The sequence below is a fragment of the Methylocystis sp. Uni0008 genome, assembly GCF_056838045.1.
Map to the genome: position 1 here is coordinate 2,020,956 of NZ_CM166370.1, position 22,401 is coordinate 2,043,356.

The following is a 22,401-nucleotide window of genomic DNA, read 5'->3' on the forward strand; positions in this document are numbered from 1 at the left end:
TAAACCATAATTTTATCGGGAGAGGATTTTTATCATAGCCCATTCAAAGGCGTTTTGCGGCATGAAGCGTTTGAGAATTGGCAGGATGCGCTGGCTCGGCATCGCGACGACATAGCGTAATTTCGGATCTGGATCGTCCAATATTTTCTGGACCAGAATCGCGACCGGTTCTGCCGTCGAGGCCTTAATTTCGAATGCGCGCCTTTTTTGCAGAAAGACGTCAAACGCTCCCGCATAGACGCCCTTTTTCGTCGCTTCCGAGATCCGGCGCGCATTTTGAATGTTGGTTCTGAAGTCTCCCGGCTCGACAAGCACGACACGGATGCCGGAAGGCCGCAGTTCTAAACGCAGGCTTTCACTCAATGCCTCCAGTGCGGCTTTGCTTGCACAATAGTGGGCGGTAAAGGGCAACCCAATCAGGCCCGCGAGGGAGCTCATGTTAATAATGCAGCCACGGCTTTCCCGCAGAGCGGGTGTTGCGGCTTGGCACACTCTCAGGGCCCCGAAAAAGTTTGTTTCGAAAATGGTTTTCGCTTCATCCAAGGAAACATCCTCGACAGAACCGCGCATCGAAAATCCGGCGTTGTTGATGATGGCGTCTATTCTCCCGGCTTTTTCCAGAACGTGTTCGATCCCTTGTTTAACGGATGCGTCGTCATTGACGTCCATTTGAATCATTTCGACGTTGTCGAGAGATGTCTTGGTCCGCGCCCCTCCGAAGACGCGCCAATTTTCGCCCACAAGCCTTTCCGCGCAGAGCCGGCCGATTCCCTTTGAGGCGCCAGTGACCAGAACGACGCGGTATAGAGGGGAGGCTTCGGTCATGTTCAACTCATCGTTTGGTCGAAAAAGTGCGGAAGGTGTCGAACGGATTTCCTGACGGATCACGTTGTGGAGTCGAGGCAGGAAGAGTTTACAAGCATTTTATAATTGTTGCGGCGCGCCACCGAGCGGAGTCGATAGGCCGCGGAAATGTGCCATGAGATAACCCGCCTTCAAAAACGACATTCTGACGCGGCCGCTGCCAACAAATCGAGCCAGAGAACAAGCGATTATTTAGCATCAGCGAGTACCTTGAAGCCGTAATCCACTTTTCAGGCTGCTTCCAGCGATGTTCAAGGTCCTCCGCAATGCCGTCGCCGGCTCTGCCCTAGCAATTTTCGGAGCTACCGCATATTTGGCGGCGATGACGCCTCCGGAATCATCCCCTGCCGAGGCGCGCACGGAGACGTCGAGCCCGATTGGGTGGCAAGACTTCTGTCACCATGACCCAAGCGAGTGCATCCAGAAGAGCGGGTCGACGGAGCCGTTGCGCCTGACATCAAAAAGCATGAGCGTCATCAATCGAATAAACCGCTGGGTGAACACTTGGATCATTCCAACGTCGGATCTCAAACAATGGAGTCGGGAAGAACATTGGAGTTATCCCGACAACGGAAATGGGGACTGCGAGGACTACGCGCTGTTGAAGCGGAAAATGCTCCTTGAAGAGGGATTTCCTCTTCAAGCGCTGTTGCTGACCATCGTGCGCAATCCGTTGGGGGATGCTCACGCAGTGTTGATGGTTAGGACCGACCATGGCGACTTCGTTCTCGATAACCTGACTGACGAAATGCTGCCTTGGGCCGGAACCAGCTATCGTTTCATCAAGCGACAATCAGAAAGAAACCCAAATGTCTGGTTAAAGCTTCGAAACGCCTCGGATGAAGACCAGATCACCACGCGCCAAATTCCATGACCGATCTTGATAGCCTTTGGTTCGTCCGCGAGTCGGCCAAAGGCGTGTGGACAAAAAGCCTTCGGTATGGCGAGCTTTAAGCGCTACTACTTGCAGGACTGTATCTGCGCGCGCTTGAATGACCTCGAAAAGGAGAATTCTTCGCGTTGTGCGCTGAGCTCACCGGCATAGCGACGCCCATAGAGTCCGACACACATCCTACGCAGCAATGGCAGTAGTGCGACATAGAAACCCGCCGTTGCCGCCACTGACGACGTGCGGGCGAGCTCGTTTGGGCCAAAAACCCGCGTGACCAAAATTGTCCGGCACGAGGTCATCTGGCGGGTTCACCCTCAGCCCCGTCCGCTTTGCGCCAAAGGACGTTCCCGGCAACTCATGTCCGGCGTCAGGGCCTTTGAGACAGATTGGGCGGATTACCTCTTACGGTAATTTTCTAGTTACGGCGCTGAGCACGACAGGCGTGCTCGACGGCGCTGGCAACTACACCTTTAGACGCAAAAACCGCGAGGCCACCATGCGCCTCTGCGCTGGGAGTATTGGGACCGTATCAACCCGGAACGCTTTATTGGGCGCTGCGCCCAGTGTTAGTCGCCGATCCCGGTGAGCGGCATTGTCGCTTGTTCGCCAACGCGCTCCTCCGAGGCCGTCTCCTATAAGCCGTTGGCCTTCACCAAGGTGAATAGGTCCATGGCCATGGCGATCCATAGTCACCCTGGGATCCATCGTAATAAGGAACGCCAACTGAGCGCTTGACCCCGCGCGGACGTGTCTGACCCCTATCAACCTTATACGCGCCGCGCGGACTTGTCTCATCCTCAGCGACTTTATACTCGCCGCCCGGGGTAACGCCGGTCACCACTACCCGCGTATTCTCCAGGCCATTCTCCTTCACCAGCGCATAAAGAATGGCGGCATCCTTAGGCGAGATACGCACGCAGCCATGCGAGACGGGTTTGCCAAGATTCTTTACTTCGAAGCTGCCGTGGATGGCATGACCGTCCTTTATAAAGAAAATGGAATGGGGCATGGGGGCGTTGTCCCACTGTTTGCTATACCAAATTTCGTTCATCGAGGTGGCAGTATAGGTTCCCGATGGAGTTGAATATCCTGCTCGGCCAGTTGATACCGGCCATTCATATCTTTCTACCCCATCCACATAAACTGTCATTTGTTGTCTTGTTTTGTCGATGTTGACGAGGACGGCGACCCTGTTGGCTCCGGTCGCACCCGCGACCATCGCTCTCAGGAAGCCGGAACCCGCATGAGCCGTCACCGGAAAGAGGACCAATGCCACGTCAATGGCGGTGAACAAAAGCCCAATTCTCAGCAATTGTTTTAAGGATATGAACATATGCCCCTCCAAGGCTGCGGAAACGAGCATATGCCCCGCCGCTTCGTAGCACGTTAGCCGGAACATCAGATGAACGCCGAACCAGCACAGATGGTTCCTCTTCCGGCTAGAACGGAGGCTGCATGCTAGTGTCCTGTCCCAGAAATTACTAGCCACGTTTTCGCGATTGTGATTCCTTCGGCCCAGGCGGGATTCGGGAGGGCGGCATGGCGAAGGACGGAGCGACCAAAGCGAGCAAGATCAAGCTCAGCGAGAACGAACGGGAATACCTCAAAAGGCTCGTCCGGCGACGCAAGGTGGCGCGTGGGCATGCGCAACGCGCGGAGATCGTGTTGCGGGCCGCTGACGGGCTCAACAACTGCGAGATCGCGGCTGCGGTCGGTGTAACGCGGCAGACCGTGCGCACATGGCGCGAGCGTTTCGCCAAGCACCGTCTCGATGGTCTCGACGATGAGCCGCGCTGTGGCGCGCCACGCAAGATCGGCGACGACCGCGTTGAGGAGATCGTGACCAGGACACTCGAAACGCAGCCCAAGAACGCGACGCACTGGAGCACGCGCGGCATGGCGAAAGCATCGGGCGTGTCGACTTCGTCGGTTCATCGCATTTGGCGTGCATTCTCCCTACAGCCGCATCGCACCGAGACTTTCAAGCTCTCGACCGACCCGCAGTTCGTCGAGAAAGTGCGCGACATCGTTGGCCTCTATCTCGATCCGCCCGACAAGGCGCTGGTGATATGCGTGGATGAAAAGAGCCAAATACAAGCGCTTGATCGAACGCAGCCGCTGCTGCCGATGCGCCCTGGACAAGTCGAGCGGCGCACGCACGACTACGACCGCCACGGCACTACGACGCTCTTTGCCGGCTTCATCGCTGCTGTCACGGCTGAGACGACCGTGAAGGCTGGCAGTGTGATCGGCACATGCATGCCGCGCCATCGCGCGCAGGAGTTCCGCAAGTTTCTCGACGAAGTGGAGAGCAACGTTCCCGCCGGCCTCGACATTCACGTCGTGATGGACAACGCTTCGAGCCATAAGACGCAAGTGATCCGCAACTGGTTCGCCAAGCGGCCCCACTGGCACATGCATTTCACGCCGACATCGTCGTCGTGGATCAATCAGGTCGAACGCTTCTTCGCGCTGCTGGCCGAAAAGCAGATCAAGCGAGGCGCGCACAAGTCCGTCAAAGACCTCATCGCCGCCATCAAGGCTTTCCTCGCCCAACAGAACGCTGATCCGAAGCCGCTGCGCTGGACCAAGTCAGCCGACGACATTCTGGCCTCCATCGAACGCTTCTGCCGTCGCACCCTCGACCTCCAAGCCAAAGCTGGATAGAAACTTCTGAATCAGGACACTAGGTGAGCACTCGGAATTTATCGAGAGTTGGAGAGGCAGCTCAGTTCGCCGAAGCGCGGATGCAAGACGCTATTGATTTTCACCACTAGTTATCGTCGAGTCGGTTCTTCGCTAAGAATGAACGTTGAACAAAGCCTGACTATTTGATGATGCTCAGTCCGGTACAGTCCGGGGAGAACCGAGCGGTTTTGTGCCCCCAGTGCGCCCCCGGCCCGCAGGGCAGCCCGCCCGCCACAAAACATGTAGATCTGAAAATGTTTTGCTTTTAGTCAGTTATGGTGGTGCCCAGGGGCGGAATCGAACCACCGACACTGCGATTTTCAGTCGCGGCGTAAATGTATTTAACAATTTGTTTTTACTATTGTTTGTCCAAATAAAATTTTTTCAGCAAGGCTTCAGCAAGGGTTGCGCGGCTTTCTCGGCCTTTCCTTGACCCGCAATCGAATAGGCTGTCAGTTTTGATCTCTTTGGCGTCGCCTTGGAGAAGGGTGTTGCCTAGGCCAAGGCCAGCCTGGGTGCGGGGATGTTTGCGCTGACCCAAACGGTCGCGATTTTTTGGGGGCCTATATACGAGTTTGACCCAGCGGCGTGACCGTGGCATATTCTGGCCAATGGCAGGGGAAGGCGCCCCCTCTGCGCTTGCGCAAGGCACTCTTTGCCGGACGAGGATCGCGTTCATTTACGCGTACGCCTCGCACCCTGCCAGAATCGTTTAATATGAGACCATGCGCATATTTTAGGCTGACAGTGGCCCGGCTGTTGCTTATGACACGTCACGCCCATATAATGCCGAATCTGGACTGTACCAGATTCGCGAAATGTCAAGCGTGCTGTGTTGATAGTTGGGGGAACAAGTGGGTAGTGGAGCCCGTGAGATCACTGTGGTGTTTGAGCGCCGTGAAGACGGTGGCCTTCGCGCGTACAGCGACGATGTTCCTGGATTTGTGCTCTCCCATTCTGACGCCGAATTGCTTCTAGGTGACGTTCAGCCCGCTCTAGAGGGCATTCTGTCTCATATCCACGGCAAGCCGGTGCGGGCGGTTCTAATAGGTGATTTGCGAGAAGAATTGCAGCACGCGGGGGTGATAGACCCTGCGTCAACCGCGCAACACCTCAGTCGCACAGAGAAGTCGTATCTTGCACTAGCTGATTGCAACTAGTGTCTGGTTTCGTCTGCATCCCAACAAAACATTTTGACCAGCCTATCAATCGCCCAAAACTCGCTGCTCCCGTCATCTTCGACGGGGACTAGGAACGGAACATTGCCGGGGGCAAGCCACCATTCTGCGGTTGCCAGTTTGGGTTTGCCGTCAAGCGGATTGCACCCGTTCCGGCGAAGCTTTGCTTCCCATTGCTCACGTGAAAGAAATTTGTGGGGCAGCAATCCCGCACCTTCAGTAGGCTAGTTGACAGTCTCATAATCTGGCTCATAGCCGGATTCGAACCAAGGACATTCAGTTAGCCAGTAGCCGCCATTTTTGAGGCGTACTACCTTGTCTTTCATCCTCCAAAGCATTGTGCTCAAAACCATTTCTGGGTCCGATCCCCGCAATTCTATGCCGCGCTCCCTAAGAGCGGAAAATAAGTCGGACCGTGATACGGGGTGGCCTCGCTCTTTGATAATCTCACGCGAAGCCTCTGCTACCTCCTCCTTTTTCGGATTTCCAACAGTCCGCTTTTTTCTGGCTTCGACAGCCAAACTCATCTCCGGCAATTCGCCAATTTCCGCGATACCCGGCACCTTGCCCATTCCGGTATCGTCTCCGAGACTAGCGAACTTATGCCACTCATCAATGAATTTCTCGATATGTTCTTTTTCGCTCTGGAGTGCTGAGATGCGAGCATCGAGCGATGCGATAATCATAGAAATCTCATTGAGGCGCTGAAGCGCATTCTTTAATGCTGTATCCCCCATTGGCTGCCCCTTCTTTCAGGGGCAGTATCATACAAAAAGCGCTGTCCAGCAAGATTCATCTTGCGTGAATGCGGTGATGAATATAAATTTTGAGTTGGGCCGGCTGTAGACGCGTAAAGGCCCGGCAGACGACTGATCCTCGTCTCCGGGCCTGTCGCAGCCCCCGTGTCAGATTACCGATCCTCGCACGGGAGGAGGGCAGAGTCCGCCCTCATAGTTGCGTTGAGTATTATAGCGGCTCTTCCCTCTCGACTCAAGGATTTCTCCATCTGGAGAGATCGAATGAGAAGACTGAAAAAGTGCCATAAGGTCCGCGCCCACGTGAGAGTTTCCAAAAATGGAAACCTTCACAGCGTCCGCGAGTACTGGAGGTGCTACGGCTAATCCCGGACCTTGGACCGTGGACTAGTAACTCGCCGCTGGGGCTTAGGCTCCAGCGGTTTTTTCGTTTTCGCCCGCTCGATGCTCTCTTCGACTTCTTGGGGGGCGGTCTGGAGCGCGCGAGCCAGAGTTTCCCCAAAGCTCATATTGAGCTTGAGGGGCGGCTCCAGCTTCTTGCCCTTGTTCGTCATGCGATCAACTCGCGATAGCGCAGGCGGCCTTCGACGCAGGTGAAAATGTCATTCATGCGCGGCGACGGCTTCATATCGCGGCGGTTATAGCGCCACGTCATTTCGTCCACATAGCGCTGAAGGTGCTTGGGCGACACCCAATGATGAACGCCGACGATCTGGCGCTTCAGGAGCGCCCAGACGCCTTCGATGTTGTTCGTATGGACGAAGCCGCCGAGGCGCACATATTCGCCAGCCGAGTGATTGACGGCGAGATGGTTGTAATCCTTGTCGAGCCCGACAAAAGCCATGTCTTCGTCAGTCAGCACAGCCGACCCCTTGGCGACATTCTGGCGGACCTTCCCCTGAAGCGTCTTGGCCTTGTGATCGGCGACGTGCTCGGCGCGTAGCTCGCCGTCGCGCTCGACAATGCCGAGCACAACCGCCTTGCCGGCGCCGCCCTGCTTGCCGCCCTTGCGGTCCTTGGCGTGCTTGTTCTTTTCCTTGCCGCCGACAAACGTAGTGTCGGCCTCAACGTCGCCCTTCAGAGGCGCGTTGAATGAAGGCGTGCGCGCCGCATGGCGCAGGCGATGCAGCATAAACCACGCGCTCTTTTGCGTGATCTTCAAATCCTTGGCGAGCGTGACAGACGCAATGCCCTTCGGATGGTTGGTGATCATCCAAATGGCCGCAAACCACTTGCGCAGCGGCAGCTTGGTGTCTTCGAAGATCGTGCCCACTTTGATCGAAAAGCGCTGACCGCACTCGCCGCACTTATGCGTCTTGCGGTCGCTGAAATGGTAGATTTTATGGCCGCCGCAGTAGGGGCAAAATTCCCCATCGCGCCATCGGATCGACCGCAAATGATCGACGCAAGACTGCTCATCGGGGAAGGCATCAAAGAGGCTGTAGAGGCTATCGAAATTCGTAAGCACGGCTCGTCTCCGTCGATTTGGAGATACTAGCCTACTTTTTTGGTTAGGTCAAACTCGTATATAGCTCCCATTTTTTGGGCAAATAGAACGACGTCTCTAATTCGAGATACGGGGGCAAGCGCGGCTTCTCAATGGTTGCCGCCTTGAGCAGTTCATGGGCCTGAATAGATATAATTCTATGGATCACCCTCATCATCACGACCATGGCTCGCGTGAGGCGGCGAGACAAGACCGTGACCAAGCTCATACTTATCCTCCAGCTCAGCAGATTGCAGCTTCGGGGACGATTTACACCTGCCCCATGCATCCCCAAATTCGTCAGCTTGCCCCCGGCGCTTGTCCCATCTGTGGAATGACCCTCGAACCCATTGTGGCGTCGGCCGAAACTGGGCAGAGCCACGAACTTGTGGACATGACGCGTCGCTTCTGGATCGGTCTCGCTCTTACCGCGCCGATTCTCGTACTTGAAATGGGCGGACATTTTTTTGGACTGCATCGTTTTATTGAGCCACAGCTTTCCAACTGGATTCAATTTGCTCTGGCGACGCCGGTGGTTCTTTGGGCGGGTTGGCCATTTTTCGTCCGCGCGGCGCGGTCGCTGATTACCCGCAAATTGAACATGTTCACGCTCATCGCGATGGGCACGGGCGTCGCTTGGCTTTACAGCGCCATCGCAACGATTGCCCCGTCTGTCTTTCCGGCCGCGTTTCGGGCTGCGGACGGTTCTGTCGCGATCTATTTCGAGGCGGCTGCGGTCATCACCGTTCTGGTTCTGCTCGGACAGGTATTAGAGCTGCGCGCCCGTGAGCAAACGGGAGGAGCTATTCGTGCGTTGCTCGACCTCGCGCCGAAATTCGCGCGGCGAATAGCGCCGGACGGCTCCGACGAGGACGTGCCGCTCGAAACGGTCGTCGTGGGCGATCGCCTGCGGGTGCGACCGGGCGAAAAGATCCCCGTCGATGGCGAGCTGCTCGAAGGACGCAGCTCCGTCGACGAGTCCATGGTCACCGGCGAATCGATGCCCGTTACGAAGACCGTCGGCGATCGACTCGTAGGCGGAACGATGAATCAGACTGGCGCCTTTGTCATGCGCGCGGACAAAGTCGGTCGCGACACGATGCTCTCGCGCATTATCGAGATGGTCGCCGCCGCGCAGAGAAGTCGCGCACCGATTCAACGGCTTGCCGACCAGGTCTCGGGTTGGTTCGTGCCGCTGGTCATCGCCGTGGCGGCGGTCGCTTTCATAGCATGGGCTGCTCTTGGCCCTGAGCCGCGGATGAGCTACGGCCTTGTCGCGGCCGTTTCCGTCCTCATCATCGCCTGTCCCTGCGCGCTTGGCTTGGCGACGCCCATGTCGATCATGGTCGGCGTCGGACGCGGCGCGCAGTCTGGCGTTCTCATCAAGGACGCCGAAGCGTTGGAGCGTCTCGAAAAGGTTGACACGCTCGTCGTCGACAAGACCGGTACGCTCACCGAAGGCCATCCGCGGGTAATCGCCATCCATCCAGTTGCGGGGATTACAGAGAACGATCTCTTGAGATTGGCGGCGAGTGTCGAGCGCGGCAGCGAACATCCGCTGGCGATGGCCATCGTTCAATCGGCCATCCAAAAAAATCTGAAACTTGCGGATACGGACGGCTTTGACGCGCCGGTCGGCAAGGGGGTGATCGGAAAGGTCGAAGGACGGTCGCTTGTCATCGGCACTCGACGATTTCTCGATGAAAATGGGATCGATGCGACTGATCTCGTTGAGGAAGCAGAAAGATTCCGCGAAGACGGGGCCACCGCAATCTTCGTCGCGATCGATGGCAAGGCGGCGGGAGTCCTTGCAATCGCAGATCCCGTCAAAGCGACAACCCCAACCGCGTTGCACGCATTGAGAGATGACGGCGTTTCGGTCGTCATGCTCACTGGCGACAATTGGACGACTGCCCGCGCCATCGCAAAACGCCTTGGCATAGAGGAAGTCGAGGCCGAGATTCTGCCAGAGGACAAGAGCAAGGTTGTGACGCGCCTGCGCGAGCAGGGACGCATCGTGGCCATGGCGGGCGACGGCGTTAATGACGCTCCAGCGCTGGCGGCGGCAGACATAGGCGTCGCGATGGGGACCGGAACTGACGTGGCGATCGAAAGCGCCGGCGTAACCCTGCTGAAGGGCGATCTTCGAGGTATCGTTCGAGGGCGGCGTCTGTCGACGGCGACGATGCGAAATATCCGACAGAATCTCTTTTTCGCTTTCATCTATAATGCTGCGGGCGTGCCGGTCGCGGCTGGCGCGCTTTACCCATTTTTTGGCGTGTTGCTGTCCCCAATCATCGCCGCCGCCGCCATGACGCTTTCATCGCTCAGTGTCATCCTCAACTCACTTCGCTTGCGCAACGTTAATCCTGACGAGCAACTTACCTCGTCGCGTTTGCCTGCACCCAGGCGGTCTCGCTGGGTCGCCGCATGGGTCGCGTCGATCGCCGCGCTCATCGTCTTCGGCGCCCTGCTCTTCGCCTATGCGCCTCAGCTTCACGGTCCACAGTTGGTTGAGCCTAAGGGAACCGACACCCTCGAAACTGCTCCAGCGCCTCAGGCGGCAAAGCCTCAGCCAACAGAGGCTCCGTCATCGTCTCGCGAAACAGAGGCGCAGATCTCGACGCCTCACGAGCCGACGAAAGAGCATGAGGCCGAGGCGGCGAATAAGAATGCCGCTGTTGGCGAACGCGTCGCGAAAGTTCTTCCCAATGGGGTCGAGTTGACGCTTTCTGAAAGCGACGTCGAGGCAAGATTGCTTGATTTTCTCGAGAATCGAACCGCTCAATCAAAGAAAGTCACCTGGTTCGACCTCGACCATGTTGTTTTCAACTCGGGTCGGAAGTCGCCCCGACCGGGTTCTCAAGAGCAGCTGCGCAACATCGCCAAGATTCTCGCCGCCTATCCTCAGGCGCACGCCATTATTGGCGGCTTTACCGACGACGTTGGCAACGCAAAAGCTAACCAGAAAATTTCACAGGCGCGCGCCGAATTCGTACGCCGGGAACTGATTCGCATGGGGACAGACAATTCACGCGTCGAGGCGAAGGGGTATGGAGAGGAGCATCCTATCGCGAGCAACGACACCGAAGACGGACGAAGGAAGAATCGCCGCGTCTCCCTGAGCTTTGTCAGATAGTAGCGATCAATGAGCAATCCGTCGTTCGATGTTCAGCATTCACATTTTTTTTGTTCTCGGACGCGAACCACATCTTCTGATGCGCTGAACGGAACCTTTGAGCATGCCAACTATGGCTAAGCGTCAAGACGCCCTGCGACCTCGGGAGCTGCTTTCAGATGTGGAGCTCCTTGAACTCGTGCAGCGACAAACCTTTCGTTATTTTTGGGACGGAGGTCATCCCGTCAGCGGGCTGGCGCGCGACAACATCGGCGTTTCCTCGAATCGTGATGACGATATAATAGCCACTGGCGGTTCGGGCTTCGGGATCATGGCCATCATCGTCGCGGCGGAGCACGGCTGGATCGAACGAGAGGAGGCTGTTGCTCGGCTCGCACTCATGGTCAACTTCCTCGAACGAGTAACTTGCTATCATGGCCATTTTCCGCATTTCATGAATGGTCGTAGCGGCGAGGTAGTGCCCTTCAGCCGAAAGGATGATGGCGGCGATATCGTCGAGACCTCCCTGCTTTTTCAGGGTCTGCTGTGCGCTCGGCAATATTTTGATTGTGAGTCGGCTGCGGAGAAGGGCTTGCGGGCGCGCATCACCCGCCTGTGGCTCGACGTGGAATGGAACTGGCACAGCCGAGAGGGATGTCGGGTGCTGACCTGGCATTGGAGTCCCAATAACGGCTTCAGCCTTGCTCATGAAATACGTGGCTGGAATGAATGCCTGATAACTTATGTCCTCGCCGCCGCCTCACCGAGCTACGCGATAGATGCTTCAGTTTATCACGACGGATGGGCGCAGAGCCGCAGCTTTCTAAATGGTCGCAGCTACTATGGCATCAAACTGCCGCTTGGCCCTCCTTATGGCGGACCGCTGTTCTTCAGTCATTATTCGTTTTGCGGCCTCGACCCGCGTGGGCTCGTAGACGGCTATGCTGATTATTGGCGGCAGAACCTGCATCATGTCCGGATCAATTATGAACATACGATCGAAAATCCCGAAAATCATCAGGGTTATGGGCCATCGAGCTGGGGCCTCACGGCGAGTGACGATCCTGAGGGCTACAATGTGCATGCGCCAGGTATAGACGTCCGCATTGTTGGTTGCTGCGATACAAACGTCGCCGGGCGTTGTTGCAAACGTCATGCTCCCGATGAGGACAATGGTGTGATTGCGCCCACTGCGGCTTTATCAAGCTTTCCCTATACGCCTGAACCTGCAATGCGCGCGACGCGCTATTTTTACGATGGACTCGGCGAACGACTCTGGGGTCGGTACGGCTTTGCCGATGCATTCAGTGAAGGCGCAAATTGGTTCTCCGGAATCTATGCTGCGATCAATCAAGGGCCGATCGTCGCGATGATCGAAAATTATCGCACAGGCCTGTTGTGGAACCTTTTCATGAAGGATTCCGACGTGCACAGGGGCCTGCGCCGGCTGGGATTTCGTAGTCCGCATTTGAAGTAGAGCTCGCGTGAAGAGGCCCGGCCGCACGGCCGAAGGCCGCGCGCGCCAAGTGATGTCGGAACGTGAAGAGGCGTCAAGATCGGACAGACTCAGAGAGGCCGACGAATTCCTTTCACGGATTTGTCCAGCCCTTCGTAATAGCTCAGACGTTCAACCCAGCTTGCGGCGACTCGGATTTCAAAGCCAGCATTTCTTGGCTCTTTTCAAGTCCGGTTACGGGCAATCCTATGCCTTTGATCAGCGCATAAATCGCCGGGATCACGATGAGCGTCAGAAATGTGGAGGAGACCATGCCGCCGATCATCGGGACAGCGATACGCTGCATCACCTCAGAGCCGGCGCCCGTGCTCCACAATATCGGCACGAGGCCCGCCATGATGGCGACGACCGTCATCATCTTGGGGCGCACCCGTTCAACGGCGCCGAGCATGATGGCTTCGCGAAGATCCGCCTTTGTGAACGCCTTACCCTGATTGGCGCGCGCGTCCGCGACTTCATTCATGGCTGCGTCAAGATAAATCAACATGATGACGCCGGTTTCAGCGGCGACGCCGGCGAGCGCGATGAAGCCCACGCCCACAGCGACGGACATGTTGAATTTCATGAGCCACATCAGCCAGACGCCGCCGACGAGGGCGAAAGGCAGGGACAGCATGACGATCAATGTCTCGGTAATTCGCCTGAAGTTCAGATAGAGCAACAAAAATATGATTGCGAGCGTGACCGGAACGACAATGCGCATGCGTGTCTCGGCGCGCTGCAGATATTCGAACTGACCGCTCCAGACGGCATAGGAGCCCGCTGGAAAATCGATTGCGTCACTAACCGCTTTGCGGGCCTCGGCCACGAAACTGCCGATGTCACGGTCTCGGATATCGACGAAGATATAGACGGCGAGCTGTCCATTCTCCGTGCGGATGGAGGTAGGGCCGCGGACCAGCTCAACCCTTGCGACCTCGCCAAGCGGAATGGTTCCGCCGCCGGGAAGCGAGATGAGGACATCGCTCGCAATCGCTCGAGGGCTTGAACGAAAGTCCCTGGGGTAGCGGATGTTGACGCCATAGCGCTCGCGTCCTTCGACCGTGGTGGTCACGACTTCGCCGCCGAGCGCCGTCGTAATTGTGGCCTGCACGTCGTCGATCATCAGTCCATAGCGCGCAAGCGCCCCGCGATCCGGCTCGATGTCGAGATAATACCCGCCCATCACGCGCTCGGCATAGGCGGACGCGGCGCCACGCACGCCCCTAATGACTTTTTCCGCCTGCCGCGCGAGCCCTTCGAGCTTCGAAAGATCATTGCCCATGATTTTGACGCCGACCGGGGTCTTGATGCCGGTTGCGAGCATATCGATCCTGTTGCGGATCGGCATGGTCCAAGCGTTGGAAACGCCTGGGAACTGCAATGCGGCGTCCATCTCCGCGACGAGGCTGTCGATCGTGACGCCAGGCCGCCATTCATCCTTCGGCTTGAGATTGATGATGGTCTCGAACATTTCGAGCGGCGCGGGGTCGGTCGCCGTCGATGCGCGGCCGGCCTTGCCGAAAACTGACCTCACTTCGGCAAAGGATTTAATGATCCGATCCTGCGTCTGCAGCAGTTGCGCAGCCTTGGTCACGGAAATACCTGGGAGGGTCGTCGGCATATAGAGCAGCGCGCCTTCGTTGAGCGCCGGCATGAACTCCGAACCGAGCTGGCGCGCGGGAAGAATCGTGACGACGAGAGCGCCGACGGCCAGAAGGATCGTTGGAACCTTCGCGTTCATGACCAGGCGGATGATCGGCCGGTAGACAGATATCAGCGCCCGATTGATCGGGTTTCTTTCCTCTGAGACGATCTTGCCGCGTATGAAAACAACCATCAACGCCGGCACGAGCGTAACGGATAGCAGCGCCGCTGACGCCATGGCGAAGGTCTTTGTAAAGGCCAGCGGGCTGAAAAGCCGACCTTCCTGAGACTCCAGCGTAAAGATTGGCAGGAAGGAGACCGTTATGATGAGCAAGCTGAAGAACAACGCCGGACCGACTTCAGTCGCTGCATCGATCAAAATGTCGAGGCGCGGCGTATGGGGCGCGGCTCGCTCCAGCCGCTTGTGAGCGTTCTCGATCATCACGATCGCGGCGTCGACCATCGCGCCGATGGCGATGGCGATGCCCCCCAGGCTCATGATGTTGGACCCGAGCCCGAGCGTCTTCATCGCCGCAAAGGCCATGAGCACGCCGACCGGCAGCATGATGATCGCGATCAGCGCGCTGCGGAAATGCAAAAGGAAGACAACGCAAACGAGCGCGACGATGACGCTTTCCTCGACAAGCGTGCCGCGAAGGGTTTCGATCGCGGCGTGGATAAGTTCGGAACGGTCGTAGACCGGGACAATCTCAACGCCCTTGGGAAGGCTTGGCGTGATCTGCGCCAGCGCCGCCTTAACATTGTCGATGACGGTCAGGGCGTTGGCGCCATAACGCTGCAAGGCGATTCCGCTCGCCACCTCGCCTTCGCCGTTGAGCTCGGAGACGCCGCGCCGCTCATCCGGTCCGAGTTCAACGCGCGCGACATCCTTGAGAAGGAGCGGCGTTCCCTCGCCGGCACGCAAAACGATATTTTCGAGATCGGCGAGGCTTTTCAGATACCCTCGTCCGCGAACGATAAACTCGAATTCCGAAAGCTCCACCGTTCGGCCGCCGACATCCGCGTTGCTGGCGCGAACGGCTTGGCGAATCCTTGAAAGGGGAATGTTGAGGGCGCGCAGCCGGTTAGGATCGACGACAATATTATATTGTCGCACGTAACCGCCCACGCTCGCCACTTCGGCGACCCCTTCGGCCTTCGCGAGGCCGTAACGCAGCGTCCAGTCCTGCAGCGAGCGCAATTCGGCAAGCGTCATTTGCTTTGCGACAAGCGCATATTGATAGACCCAGCCGACGCCCGTCGCGTCAGGACCGAGAACCGGCGAGGCGCCGGCCGGCAAGCGATTTGTCACGGCGCTCAGATATTCGAGCACGCGCGAACGCGCCCAATAGACGTCCACCCCGTCTTCGAAAATCACATAGACAAAGGAGACGCCGAAAAAGGAGAAGCCGCGCACCACCTTCGACCGCGGAACCGTCAACATGGCGCTCGCCAATGGATAGGTGACTTGGTCCTCCACGACTTGTGGCGCCTGGCCCGGATATTCGGTAAAGACGATCGCCTGCACGTCCGAAAGATCCGGGATGGCGTCTAGGGGCAGAGTTCGCAGCGAATAGAGGCCGGCGGCGATCGCAAAGAAGGTCCCAACCGACACCAGCACGAGATTGCGGGCCGACCAGGAGATAAGCCGGCCGATCATTTGCCTGCCTCGCCATGATCGAGCGCCTCTAGCGCCGCTTTCAGATTGCTCTCCGCATCAATCAGGAAGTTGGCGGAAGTAACGACGCGGTCTCCTTCGGCGACGCCGCTTTTGATTTCCGCATAGCCGTCTCCGTGACGGCCGATCTTGACTTGTCGCGGCTCGAAGCGGCCTTCGCCTTTGTCGAGAAGCACGACCTGTCGCTTGCCTGCATCGATAATCGCGCTTTCCGGAGCGGCGAGGACCCTCCCCTTGCCGCCGGTTTCGATCTCGACGTCGGCGTACATGTCGCCGAGCAGCAAGCCTTCCGCATTCGGCAGCTCGATGCGCACGCGCGCGGTGCGCGTTTCCATGTTCAGATGGGGATAGATAAGCGCGACCCGTCCCTTGATGGGCCGATCCGGATAGGATCTCGTGCGGATGATCGCCGTCTGGCCCGCGGCGACGGATTCCACGTCTCGCTCGGGAATATCCGCGAGCAACCACACGACGCTATGATCGACAATACGAAACAGCATCTCTCCGGGCGCCGCGCGCATGCCGCTTAAGGCCTTGCGTTCGATGACGTGGCCATCCTGCGGCGCCGGCCATGTGATGACGCGGGGAACGCGGCGGCTCCGTGCAATAGCGGCGATCATGGCGTCGTCGAGGCCAAGATTGACGAGTCGCCGCCGTGCGCCTTCGATTCGCGCCGAGGAATGGGCGTTCAGCACCGCGACATATTCGGCCGCGGCGTTGGAGAGGTCGGGCCCGTAGATGCGCATGAGCGGCTGGCCCTTGCGCACATAATCGCCTTCCGCGAACTTCTCGACAGATTCGACGAATCCCTCGAAACGAAGCGACACGACCGACATGCGTCGCGGGTCAAAGTCCACGCGGCCAGACGCCCGAACAGGAACGGCGATCATCCGCCGCTGGACAGGCTCCGAACGTACGCCCGTCTTTTGCAACTTGGTGGCGCTGATGACGACCGTGGAGGCGTCCTGCGTCTCGTCTTCATAGACGGGCACATAGTCCATACCCATCGGGTCTTTCTTTGGAACCGGCGAGGTGTCGGGGAGGCCCATCGGGTTGCGGTAATAACGGATGCGACGGCCGCGGCTTTCCTGATGGCCAGGCGCAGTCGGCTTGTCTTCGAAGGAGACGTCTTCGCTGGCGCGGACGGCGACATAGTCGTTGCCCGCTGCGTTCTTCTTCGGCTCGGCGGAATAGAAGGGCCCGTCCGGATCCCGGTAGTAGATCACCGGCCCGGTTCCGGCATGAATCTCGGTAGGCGCGCGCACCGGCTCCTTGGCGCGCCAAAGCACGACGCCAGCGCCGACGAATGCCCCCACAGCGAGGGCCGCCCCGAAAAGAAGTTTCGCGCCCTTCATAGCGAACCTCCCGCGAGGCGTTCGAGGTCGGCGTATCTGCTCTGCTCCTCGATTTTCAAGCCGAGGAGCTCCAGCTCGATGGCGCGCAAGCGACGCTCAGAGTCGAGGAGCGCGGCCAAGCTCGTCGTGCCCGCGTCGAATCCGCTGCGCGCCGTTTCGATCGACAGTTTCGCCGGCGGGAGCTGTCGTTGTTCGAATATCCTGATCGCCTTGCGGACGGCCTCGAGCCGGAACCATGCCTCAGCGACTTCGCCGTCTAGGCGGATGCGGAGCGCCTCGTTGCGCGCCTGCGCGGCCCCAACGCTGGCGCTCGCCGCCCGCTGTTCGGCGTCCTTCGCCTCATATTGCAGCGGCACAGTAAAACCCAGCATAAACATGCCGCTGTTTTCGCCGGTCTGGCGTTGCACGAAGTTCGCGCCAGCGGTGATGTCCGGATAGTAATTCAGATCGGTGAGCTTCTTGGCCGTCGTTGCGGATCGCACTTGAGCATGCGTGGCGGCGAGCTGCGGGTTGGACGCGCGTGCGAGGTCCTGAACGCCCGCAAGCGTCAGTTTTGTTTTGAGAGAGGGAAAACCCTTGGGCGCGCCAAGCGGCGAGCGCGCGTCGCGCCCGATCAAAGCGTTCAACCTGGCGGCCGTCGATTTCGCTTCCCCTTCGCGGCGCGCGACATCTGCGGCCGCGTTGGCGGCTTCGAGTTCTGCCTTGATGACATCCTCCTGCTCGACTGAGCTTGCGCCATAGCGCAGGCGAAATAGCTCAAGCAGTTGGTCGACCCGTTGCTTCAGCGACTTCGACAACGCGACTGCGCGCTGCGCGGCGTTGTATTGAGCGAAAGCGGTCTTGACGCGTGCGACGAGGTCAATCTCAATTGCATGACTGCGATGCCAGGCGGCGTCGGCGTCCGCTTCTGCGACGCCCCTCTCCAGATCAGTCTTCCCCCAAAGCCTGAACGTCTGCTGGGCGCCGATCCACCGCTCACGCACGCCACGACTGTTCACGTCCCAAGCTTGTAACGTGACCACGGGATCTGGCTGGACGCCGGCGGCGCCGACGCGCTGGGCGGCGGAGTCCGCGTCGAGAACCGCGGCCGCCACCTCGGGGCTGAGTTTTTTTGCCAAAGCAACGACGCTCTCGGCCGTTACGCCGGGAAGGTCACGATCGGCCGCCGAAGCGGACGCGATTGATAGGTTCAAGAGCAGGGCTGCAACTAGAGGCAAACGGAGACGTTGCATCATCGCGTAACTCGAAAGACAAGACGGTTCTGAAGCGTTCCGATCTCTCCTTGAAGCTTCGCCGCAAGGGAGATGCGCCAACGTCCCTCGTCGGTTAGGTCTACCTTAAATCGATAGAGACCAGGCTGCGGGGGTCTTGTCGACTCAATGGCGCTTGTCATCGCTTCCATGTCGTCCGGCGCCATGTCGAGCCTCATGGCGAAGATGACGGCGTCGGACACGAGTTTCCCGTCCGGCTTGTGAATCAACCGCACGTCAATGACTCCTTGTCCCCTCTTGAGCGTCGACTGGATCAGCTCAAAAGCATAGTCGTCGATGGCTGCGCGGGCGTGTCCTACGCCAATTACGAGGAGCGCCAGCAGCACGCCACTGGCAAGCTGCCTGTTGTTCTTTGACATTAGCGTCATCTCTTGCTTCCTCTCGGAAGCTGGTGCTGCTGGAATAGCTGTCGCGCGACGATGCTGCGCAAATGCGCGCACGACGGCGGGGGCCGATTAAACAGCGCAAAGCAAGGGATTCGGCGACATTGCCGTCGAAGCGCCGAGGCGCTGGAAAAATTGGCGCTAGGACTGCTTTAGAAGATCGGCGGACGAAGGCTGGGTGGGCTTGAGACGCCTCGATGCGTCGCGTCGTCAGGAACCTGCATCCGCAGCCCGACTTCCGCCCTGCGCGCTTGCGTGAAAGTCGCGTGAGGCGCGAGCTGAATCGCCCCGCAGATGAGAGAATCGCAGTGTCGCAGCGCCGCCGTGTGGTCGACCGGATGGTCCGGACAATCCTCTGCCGCCGACATTCCCACACATGAATTCGCGACTGGCGCAGCAAAACTGGACGCCGCGCCCGAGAGCGCGGCGACGACAACCATCGCGGAGACGATTAGGCGCAGCCAGTTCTGCTTCATTGTCGTCCTCTGCGCGATTGATATCACGGACTCCTCGGCCCGCAAAACTGTGGCGGACGCCAGTCCGCTTGACGCGGCGACCAGCGTCTACAGCAGGGCGCCCCTGTGGCCATGATGCGGACTTCCCGTCGTCCACCTCATGATCGCGGCGGTAACCGCCTTTTGGCGTCGTGCTTGCGCTTGGGCCGGCCGGCCGAAGGTGAGAAGCGCCTAAGACGTGAAGGTCGGTCCGTCCGTCGGGATCTTCGCGCACGCCGCCGATATCAGGCGCGATTGAGCGCCGAAGCCGTCAACTCGGGAGTTGCCAGCGTCGCATCCCTTCAATCCTGAATGTCGCGCCGCCGCCAGGCGTGGCTCCGACGAAGATCGATCCTCACATCCGTTCGATGGGTCTCTTCGAAATCGACACCCCAAGACCAACGCCCGCTCCTTCCCTGTCGCTCCGTCAGAAAGGTTCGCATATTTTTTCGCGATCCGATGCGCGACGCCAGGCCATGATCGATCACCTCAATTGTGGCCGTCGGAAGGACGCGAACCTGGACGGCGCCGCCATCCGGCTCCGCTCGAAGCGCCTCGTCGAGAAGATTGGCGACCACGCATTCGAGCGCCCATCGAGGGCTCTTGGATTCGGTTGGCGATTCGAGCTCGTCGGCCGCTACACCAGCACGTGAATCTGCGGCGTCATGAGGCAGGGCCCCGCCGGCCCAACGGATAGCTGCGGTCGTCATCTCGGAATGGCTGCAGAAGCATGCGGTCGAGGCGCAGTTCGCTCGGGTCGCGGAACTGCTCAATGCCGATTGTCATGCCCTCGTGACCGGCCGCCGGCTGATCGCGATAGGTCCCGAGCAGCCGATCCCACCAGGGCAGGTTGAAGCCGAAATTGCTGTTGGTTTCATGTGGCGCCTCCGAGTGATGAACGCGATGCATGTCGGGCGTGACGAGAATCCAGCGCAGCGCTTCGTCAAACCTCTTCGGAAGGCGGACGTTGCCGTGATTGAACATCGAGGTAGCGTTGAGGAGCACTTCGAAAAGTAGCACGGCGACCGCCGGCGTCCCGAGCGCGGCGACGACGCCGATCTTGATCACCATCGACAGCAGGATTTCGAGCGGATGGAAACGCGCGCCGGTGGTCACATCGAATTCCAGATCGGAGTGATGCATGCGGTGTAACCGCCACAGCGCCGGCACGGCATGGAACAGTACGTGCTGCAGGTAAATGGCGAGGTCCAAGAGAATGATCGCAGCGATGAGCGAGAGCCAAGCTGGCGCTCCCAACGCCCGGAACAACCCCCAGCCGCGGTCGTCGGCAACCAGAGCCACGCCGACAGCGGCAACCGGAAAGGTGAAGCGAACGAGCAAGGTGTCGATCACGACGATGCCGAGGTTGCTGGGCCAGCGCTGGAGGCGGCCCACGGCTTGGCGTCGCCGCGGCGCCAGCAGTTCCCAAAGCGCCATCGCGGCGAAGACGCTGGCGAAAGCCCCCAGGCGGATCGGGGGTTCGTAGGCAAGGAGGAAGTCGACGAAGGTCATGTCTGGCACATAGAGGCCTTGAGGTGTGTCGATTGACAGTTCAATCCGAGACCTGAAATGCTCGGCACCACTTACGGCATTTCATTGGAGACTTGGGTCTGGATCGAACTGTCCGAACGCAACAGTATGTTCAGATCGTCGGTTCTCGCGGGCTGAAACGAAGTGAGAACCTATTGTCGGTCGACCGGTTGATCAATCCTATATGCGCGAGACGGGAGCGTCGGCCAAGCATTCGTCGCAGTCGCTATTTCTGGCGTGGCTCCCTTGCCAGGAATTTGGCCGGGGGTGCTGTTTTATGGGTCCTGGCGGCGGCGATCAAAGTATCCGCCGCAAGCCGCACTTCTTCCTGCATGGCCGTATCGGCGTCGAGTTCCTCGTGGCTCGTTGCATACGGCTTCCAATAGCCAATGTAGCGATCGAGCTCAGCGACGGCGCCCGCCGCCTCGAGATGCATGGAGCTAAGCCAGTCGGAGAGAATCCGCCGGAGGGTTTCTGCGCCCTCGACATCGCCATGCACCACGATGGAATATACGCGGCCCGCTAAATGACGCGGATAGGGCCAATCCGCCAGTTCGAGCTCCTTGGCGAGCGAAACGTTCTTGCCTTTGGTCCGGGTCGGATCCGGGTTGCCGCCATCGGCGCAGACAAGACGATCCATCATCAGTTTCAATCCTGACGGAGCCTGATACCAATTCACCGGCGCGATAATCATGACCCCGTGGGCTTCGACCCACATGGGATAGATTTCATTCATCCAATCCTGCGTCTGGCCCAGCGCGTAGTTTGGATAACAGGAACATGGCCAATGGCAGAGCGCTGCCGCCGTCGAGAAACATGCCTTGCAGGGATGAATATGGCGGCCATACTCGGATGCAAGGCGGGCGAGGTCGAGCACGCATGTATGCGCCCCCGCTGCATCAAATCTCGCCTTGGCAATTTCAGCCAGCCGCCAGCTCTTCGACATTTCGCCGGGACAAGTATGTTCGCTGCGCGATGAGCCGTTTACAAGCAACAGCCGCGTCGGACCGGAAGGGTCATCGTGGCGAAGGCGGGCGGCTTCGATTGCTCTGTATGCTCCGAGCCAATCGGAGGCGAGTTCAAATTCGGGGTCGGCGAACTCTTCGCCAGCCTTGACTGTCAGAGGACTTTTGCGCGCGTTAGTATAAGCATCCCAAGCAGCTGAGGCGATACGCTCGAGCTCGGCGCCCAGCGGATTGAATGCGGGATCCCGAAATTGGCTGGCAAAGCGTTGCCGAAATTGTAATTCGTCAAGCGTTGGATCAGGCATGCCCTTACGCGGTGAGGAGGATGTTGACATGATCTTCTCGACGCTCCTCTTGGTTTCCGTGATAAGTCCCGTTGGGGAAATCTCGTTATGAGCTCTATAAATGCACGATAACTTGTATTTGTTGCAAAAGACGAGGCGCTGCTCGCAGCCGAAATCCGTGCGGCGTTCCCCAAGTGCGATTTGAAGGTCGGTGGCTGATAGGAGAAAGTTGTCGATAGAGGTGACAACCCTCAAGTTCTCGAAATCTCTCCCGAAAAGAAATTCAGTCAGCTCCGTAACCAAGAAGCCGTCGATTTC

General features: G+C 58.6%; 14 protein-coding genes and 2 pseudogenes. 5 read left to right on the forward strand and 11 right to left on the reverse strand.

The genetic code is table 11. The features are described from left to right. Positions 1-12: 12 nt before the first annotated feature. Positions 13-825, reverse strand: coding sequence for an SDR family oxidoreductase (locus tag AC0X69_RS10095; protein ID WP_482607334.1), 813 nt, complete (start codon positions 823-825; stop codon positions 13-15). Positions 826-1,111: 286 nt separating this feature from the next. On the opposite strand from AC0X69_RS10095, the gene AC0X69_RS10100 reads away from it, so the two are divergent. Beyond that, positions 1,112-1,738: a transglutaminase-like cysteine peptidase gene (locus AC0X69_RS10100; RefSeq protein ID WP_482607336.1), complete on the forward strand. Its 627-nt coding sequence runs from the start codon at positions 1,112-1,114 to the stop codon at positions 1,736-1,738. 667 nt (positions 1,739-2,405) lie between these two features. Here the strand turns inward: AC0X69_RS10100 and AC0X69_RS10105 are convergent. Further along, on the reverse strand, positions 2,406-3,089 hold the full coding sequence (locus AC0X69_RS10105; RefSeq protein ID WP_482607338.1) for a L,D-transpeptidase: 684 nt from the start codon (positions 3,087-3,089) through the stop codon (positions 2,406-2,408). A gap of 206 nt (positions 3,090-3,295) precedes the next feature. On the opposite strand from AC0X69_RS10105, the gene AC0X69_RS10110 reads away from it, so the two are divergent. Beyond that, positions 3,296-4,423 (forward strand): IS630 family transposase, encoded by a 1,128-nt coding sequence (locus AC0X69_RS10110; protein WP_482607339.1) that lies wholly within the window; start codon positions 3,296-3,298, stop codon positions 4,421-4,423. Between the two features lie 1,423 nt (positions 4,424-5,846). Here the strand turns inward: AC0X69_RS10110 and AC0X69_RS10115 are convergent. After that, a complete protein-coding gene (locus AC0X69_RS10115) occupies positions 5,847-6,359 on the reverse strand; it encodes a hypothetical protein (RefSeq protein ID WP_482607341.1) in 513 nt (170 codons plus the stop codon). Between the two features lie 568 nt (positions 6,360-6,927). Beyond that, positions 6,928-7,845, reverse strand: coding sequence for an IS1595 family transposase (locus tag AC0X69_RS10120; protein ID WP_482607342.1), 918 nt, complete (start codon positions 7,843-7,845; stop codon positions 6,928-6,930). 154 nt (positions 7,846-7,999) lie between these two features. Here AC0X69_RS10120 and AC0X69_RS10125 point away from each other — a divergent pair. The 3 genes and pseudogenes from AC0X69_RS10125 to AC0X69_RS10135 form a co-directional block, all read left to right on the forward strand. Further along, positions 8,000-10,228 (forward strand): annotated as a pseudogene (locus AC0X69_RS10125) (copper-transporting P-type ATPase); the annotation flags it as partial. A gap of 474 nt (positions 10,229-10,702) precedes the next feature. After that, positions 10,703-11,002, forward strand: a pseudogene (locus AC0X69_RS10130) (OmpA family protein); the annotation flags it as partial. Positions 11,003-11,114: 112 nt separating this feature from the next. Next, positions 11,115-12,458, forward strand: coding sequence for a glucoamylase family protein (locus AC0X69_RS10135; RefSeq protein ID WP_482607344.1), 1,344 nt, complete (start codon positions 11,115-11,117; stop codon positions 12,456-12,458). A 142-nt stretch (positions 12,459-12,600) separates the two neighbouring features. Here the strand turns inward: AC0X69_RS10135 and AC0X69_RS10140 are convergent, their stop codons facing one another. The 7 genes from AC0X69_RS10140 to AC0X69_RS10170 form a co-directional block, all read right to left on the reverse strand. Beyond that, complete coding sequence (locus tag AC0X69_RS10140) at positions 12,601-15,783, reverse strand: efflux RND transporter permease subunit (protein ID WP_482607346.1); 3,183 nt, start codon at positions 15,781-15,783, stop codon at positions 12,601-12,603. Next, positions 15,780-17,156, reverse strand: a complete 1,377-nt coding sequence (locus tag AC0X69_RS10145) for an efflux RND transporter periplasmic adaptor subunit (RefSeq protein WP_482607347.1) — start codon at positions 17,154-17,156, stop codon at positions 15,780-15,782. Before AC0X69_RS10145 ends, AC0X69_RS10140 begins: the two co-directional genes overlap by 4 nt. Beyond that, positions 17,153-18,391 carry a TolC family protein gene (locus AC0X69_RS10150; RefSeq protein WP_482607348.1) on the reverse strand — a complete coding sequence of 413 codons (1,239 nt, stop codon included), beginning with the start codon at positions 18,389-18,391 and terminating at the stop codon, positions 17,153-17,155. The genes AC0X69_RS10145 and AC0X69_RS10150 overlap by 4 nt, the downstream gene beginning before the upstream one ends. Next, positions 18,388-18,795 carry a FixH family protein gene (locus AC0X69_RS10155; RefSeq protein ID WP_482607349.1) on the reverse strand — a complete coding sequence of 136 codons (408 nt, stop codon included), beginning with the start codon at positions 18,793-18,795 and terminating at the stop codon, positions 18,388-18,390. The genes AC0X69_RS10150 and AC0X69_RS10155 overlap by 4 nt, the downstream gene beginning before the upstream one ends. 167 nt (positions 18,796-18,962) lie before the next feature. After that, the gene (locus AC0X69_RS10160) at positions 18,963-19,286 is read right to left on the reverse strand and encodes a hypothetical protein (protein WP_482607350.1); all 324 of its coding nucleotides are present in this window, start codon (positions 19,284-19,286) and stop codon (positions 18,963-18,965) included. A gap of 681 nt (positions 19,287-19,967) precedes the next feature. Next, positions 19,968-20,816: a sterol desaturase family protein gene (locus tag AC0X69_RS10165; protein ID WP_482607351.1), complete on the reverse strand. Its 849-nt coding sequence runs from the start codon at positions 20,814-20,816 to the stop codon at positions 19,968-19,970. A 244-nt stretch (positions 20,817-21,060) separates the two neighbouring features. Further along, complete coding sequence (locus tag AC0X69_RS10170) at positions 21,061-22,134, reverse strand: flavodoxin family protein (protein WP_482613355.1); 1,074 nt, start codon at positions 22,132-22,134, stop codon at positions 21,061-21,063. Positions 22,135-22,401: the final 267 nt, after the last annotated feature.

Coding starts and splice junctions, on each gene's coding strand:
- AC0X69_RS10095 (WP_482607334.1), bottom strand. CDS start 825: ATGACCGAAGCCTCCCCTCTATACCGCGTCGTTCTGGTCACTGGCGCC.
- AC0X69_RS10100 (WP_482607336.1), top strand. CDS start 1,112: ATGTTCAAGGTCCTCCGCAATGCCGTCGCCGGCTCTGCCCTAGCAATT.
- AC0X69_RS10105 (WP_482607338.1), bottom strand. CDS start 3,089: ATGTTCATATCCTTAAAACAATTGCTGAGAATTGGGCTTTTGTTCACC.
- AC0X69_RS10110 (WP_482607339.1), top strand. CDS start 3,296: ATGGCGAAGGACGGAGCGACCAAAGCGAGCAAGATCAAGCTCAGCGAG.
- AC0X69_RS10115 (WP_482607341.1), bottom strand. CDS start 6,359: ATGGGGGATACAGCATTAAAGAATGCGCTTCAGCGCCTCAATGAGATT.
- AC0X69_RS10135 (WP_482607344.1), top strand. CDS start 11,115: ATGGCTAAGCGTCAAGACGCCCTGCGACCTCGGGAGCTGCTTTCAGAT.
- AC0X69_RS10140 (WP_482607346.1), bottom strand. CDS start 15,783: ATGATCGGCCGGCTTATCTCCTGGTCGGCCCGCAATCTCGTGCTGGTG.
- AC0X69_RS10145 (WP_482607347.1), bottom strand. CDS start 17,156: ATGAAGGGCGCGAAACTTCTTTTCGGGGCGGCCCTCGCTGTGGGGGCA.
- AC0X69_RS10150 (WP_482607348.1), bottom strand. CDS start 18,391: ATGATGCAACGTCTCCGTTTGCCTCTAGTTGCAGCCCTGCTCTTGAAC.
- AC0X69_RS10155 (WP_482607349.1), bottom strand. CDS start 18,795: ATGACGCTAATGTCAAAGAACAACAGGCAGCTTGCCAGTGGCGTGCTG.
- AC0X69_RS10160 (WP_482607350.1), bottom strand. CDS start 19,286: ATGAAGCAGAACTGGCTGCGCCTAATCGTCTCCGCGATGGTTGTCGTC.
- AC0X69_RS10165 (WP_482607351.1), bottom strand. CDS start 20,816: ATGACCTTCGTCGACTTCCTCCTTGCCTACGAACCCCCGATCCGCCTG.
- AC0X69_RS10170 (WP_482613355.1), bottom strand. CDS start 22,134: ATGTCAACATCCTCCTCACCGCGTAAGGGCATGCCTGATCCAACGCTT.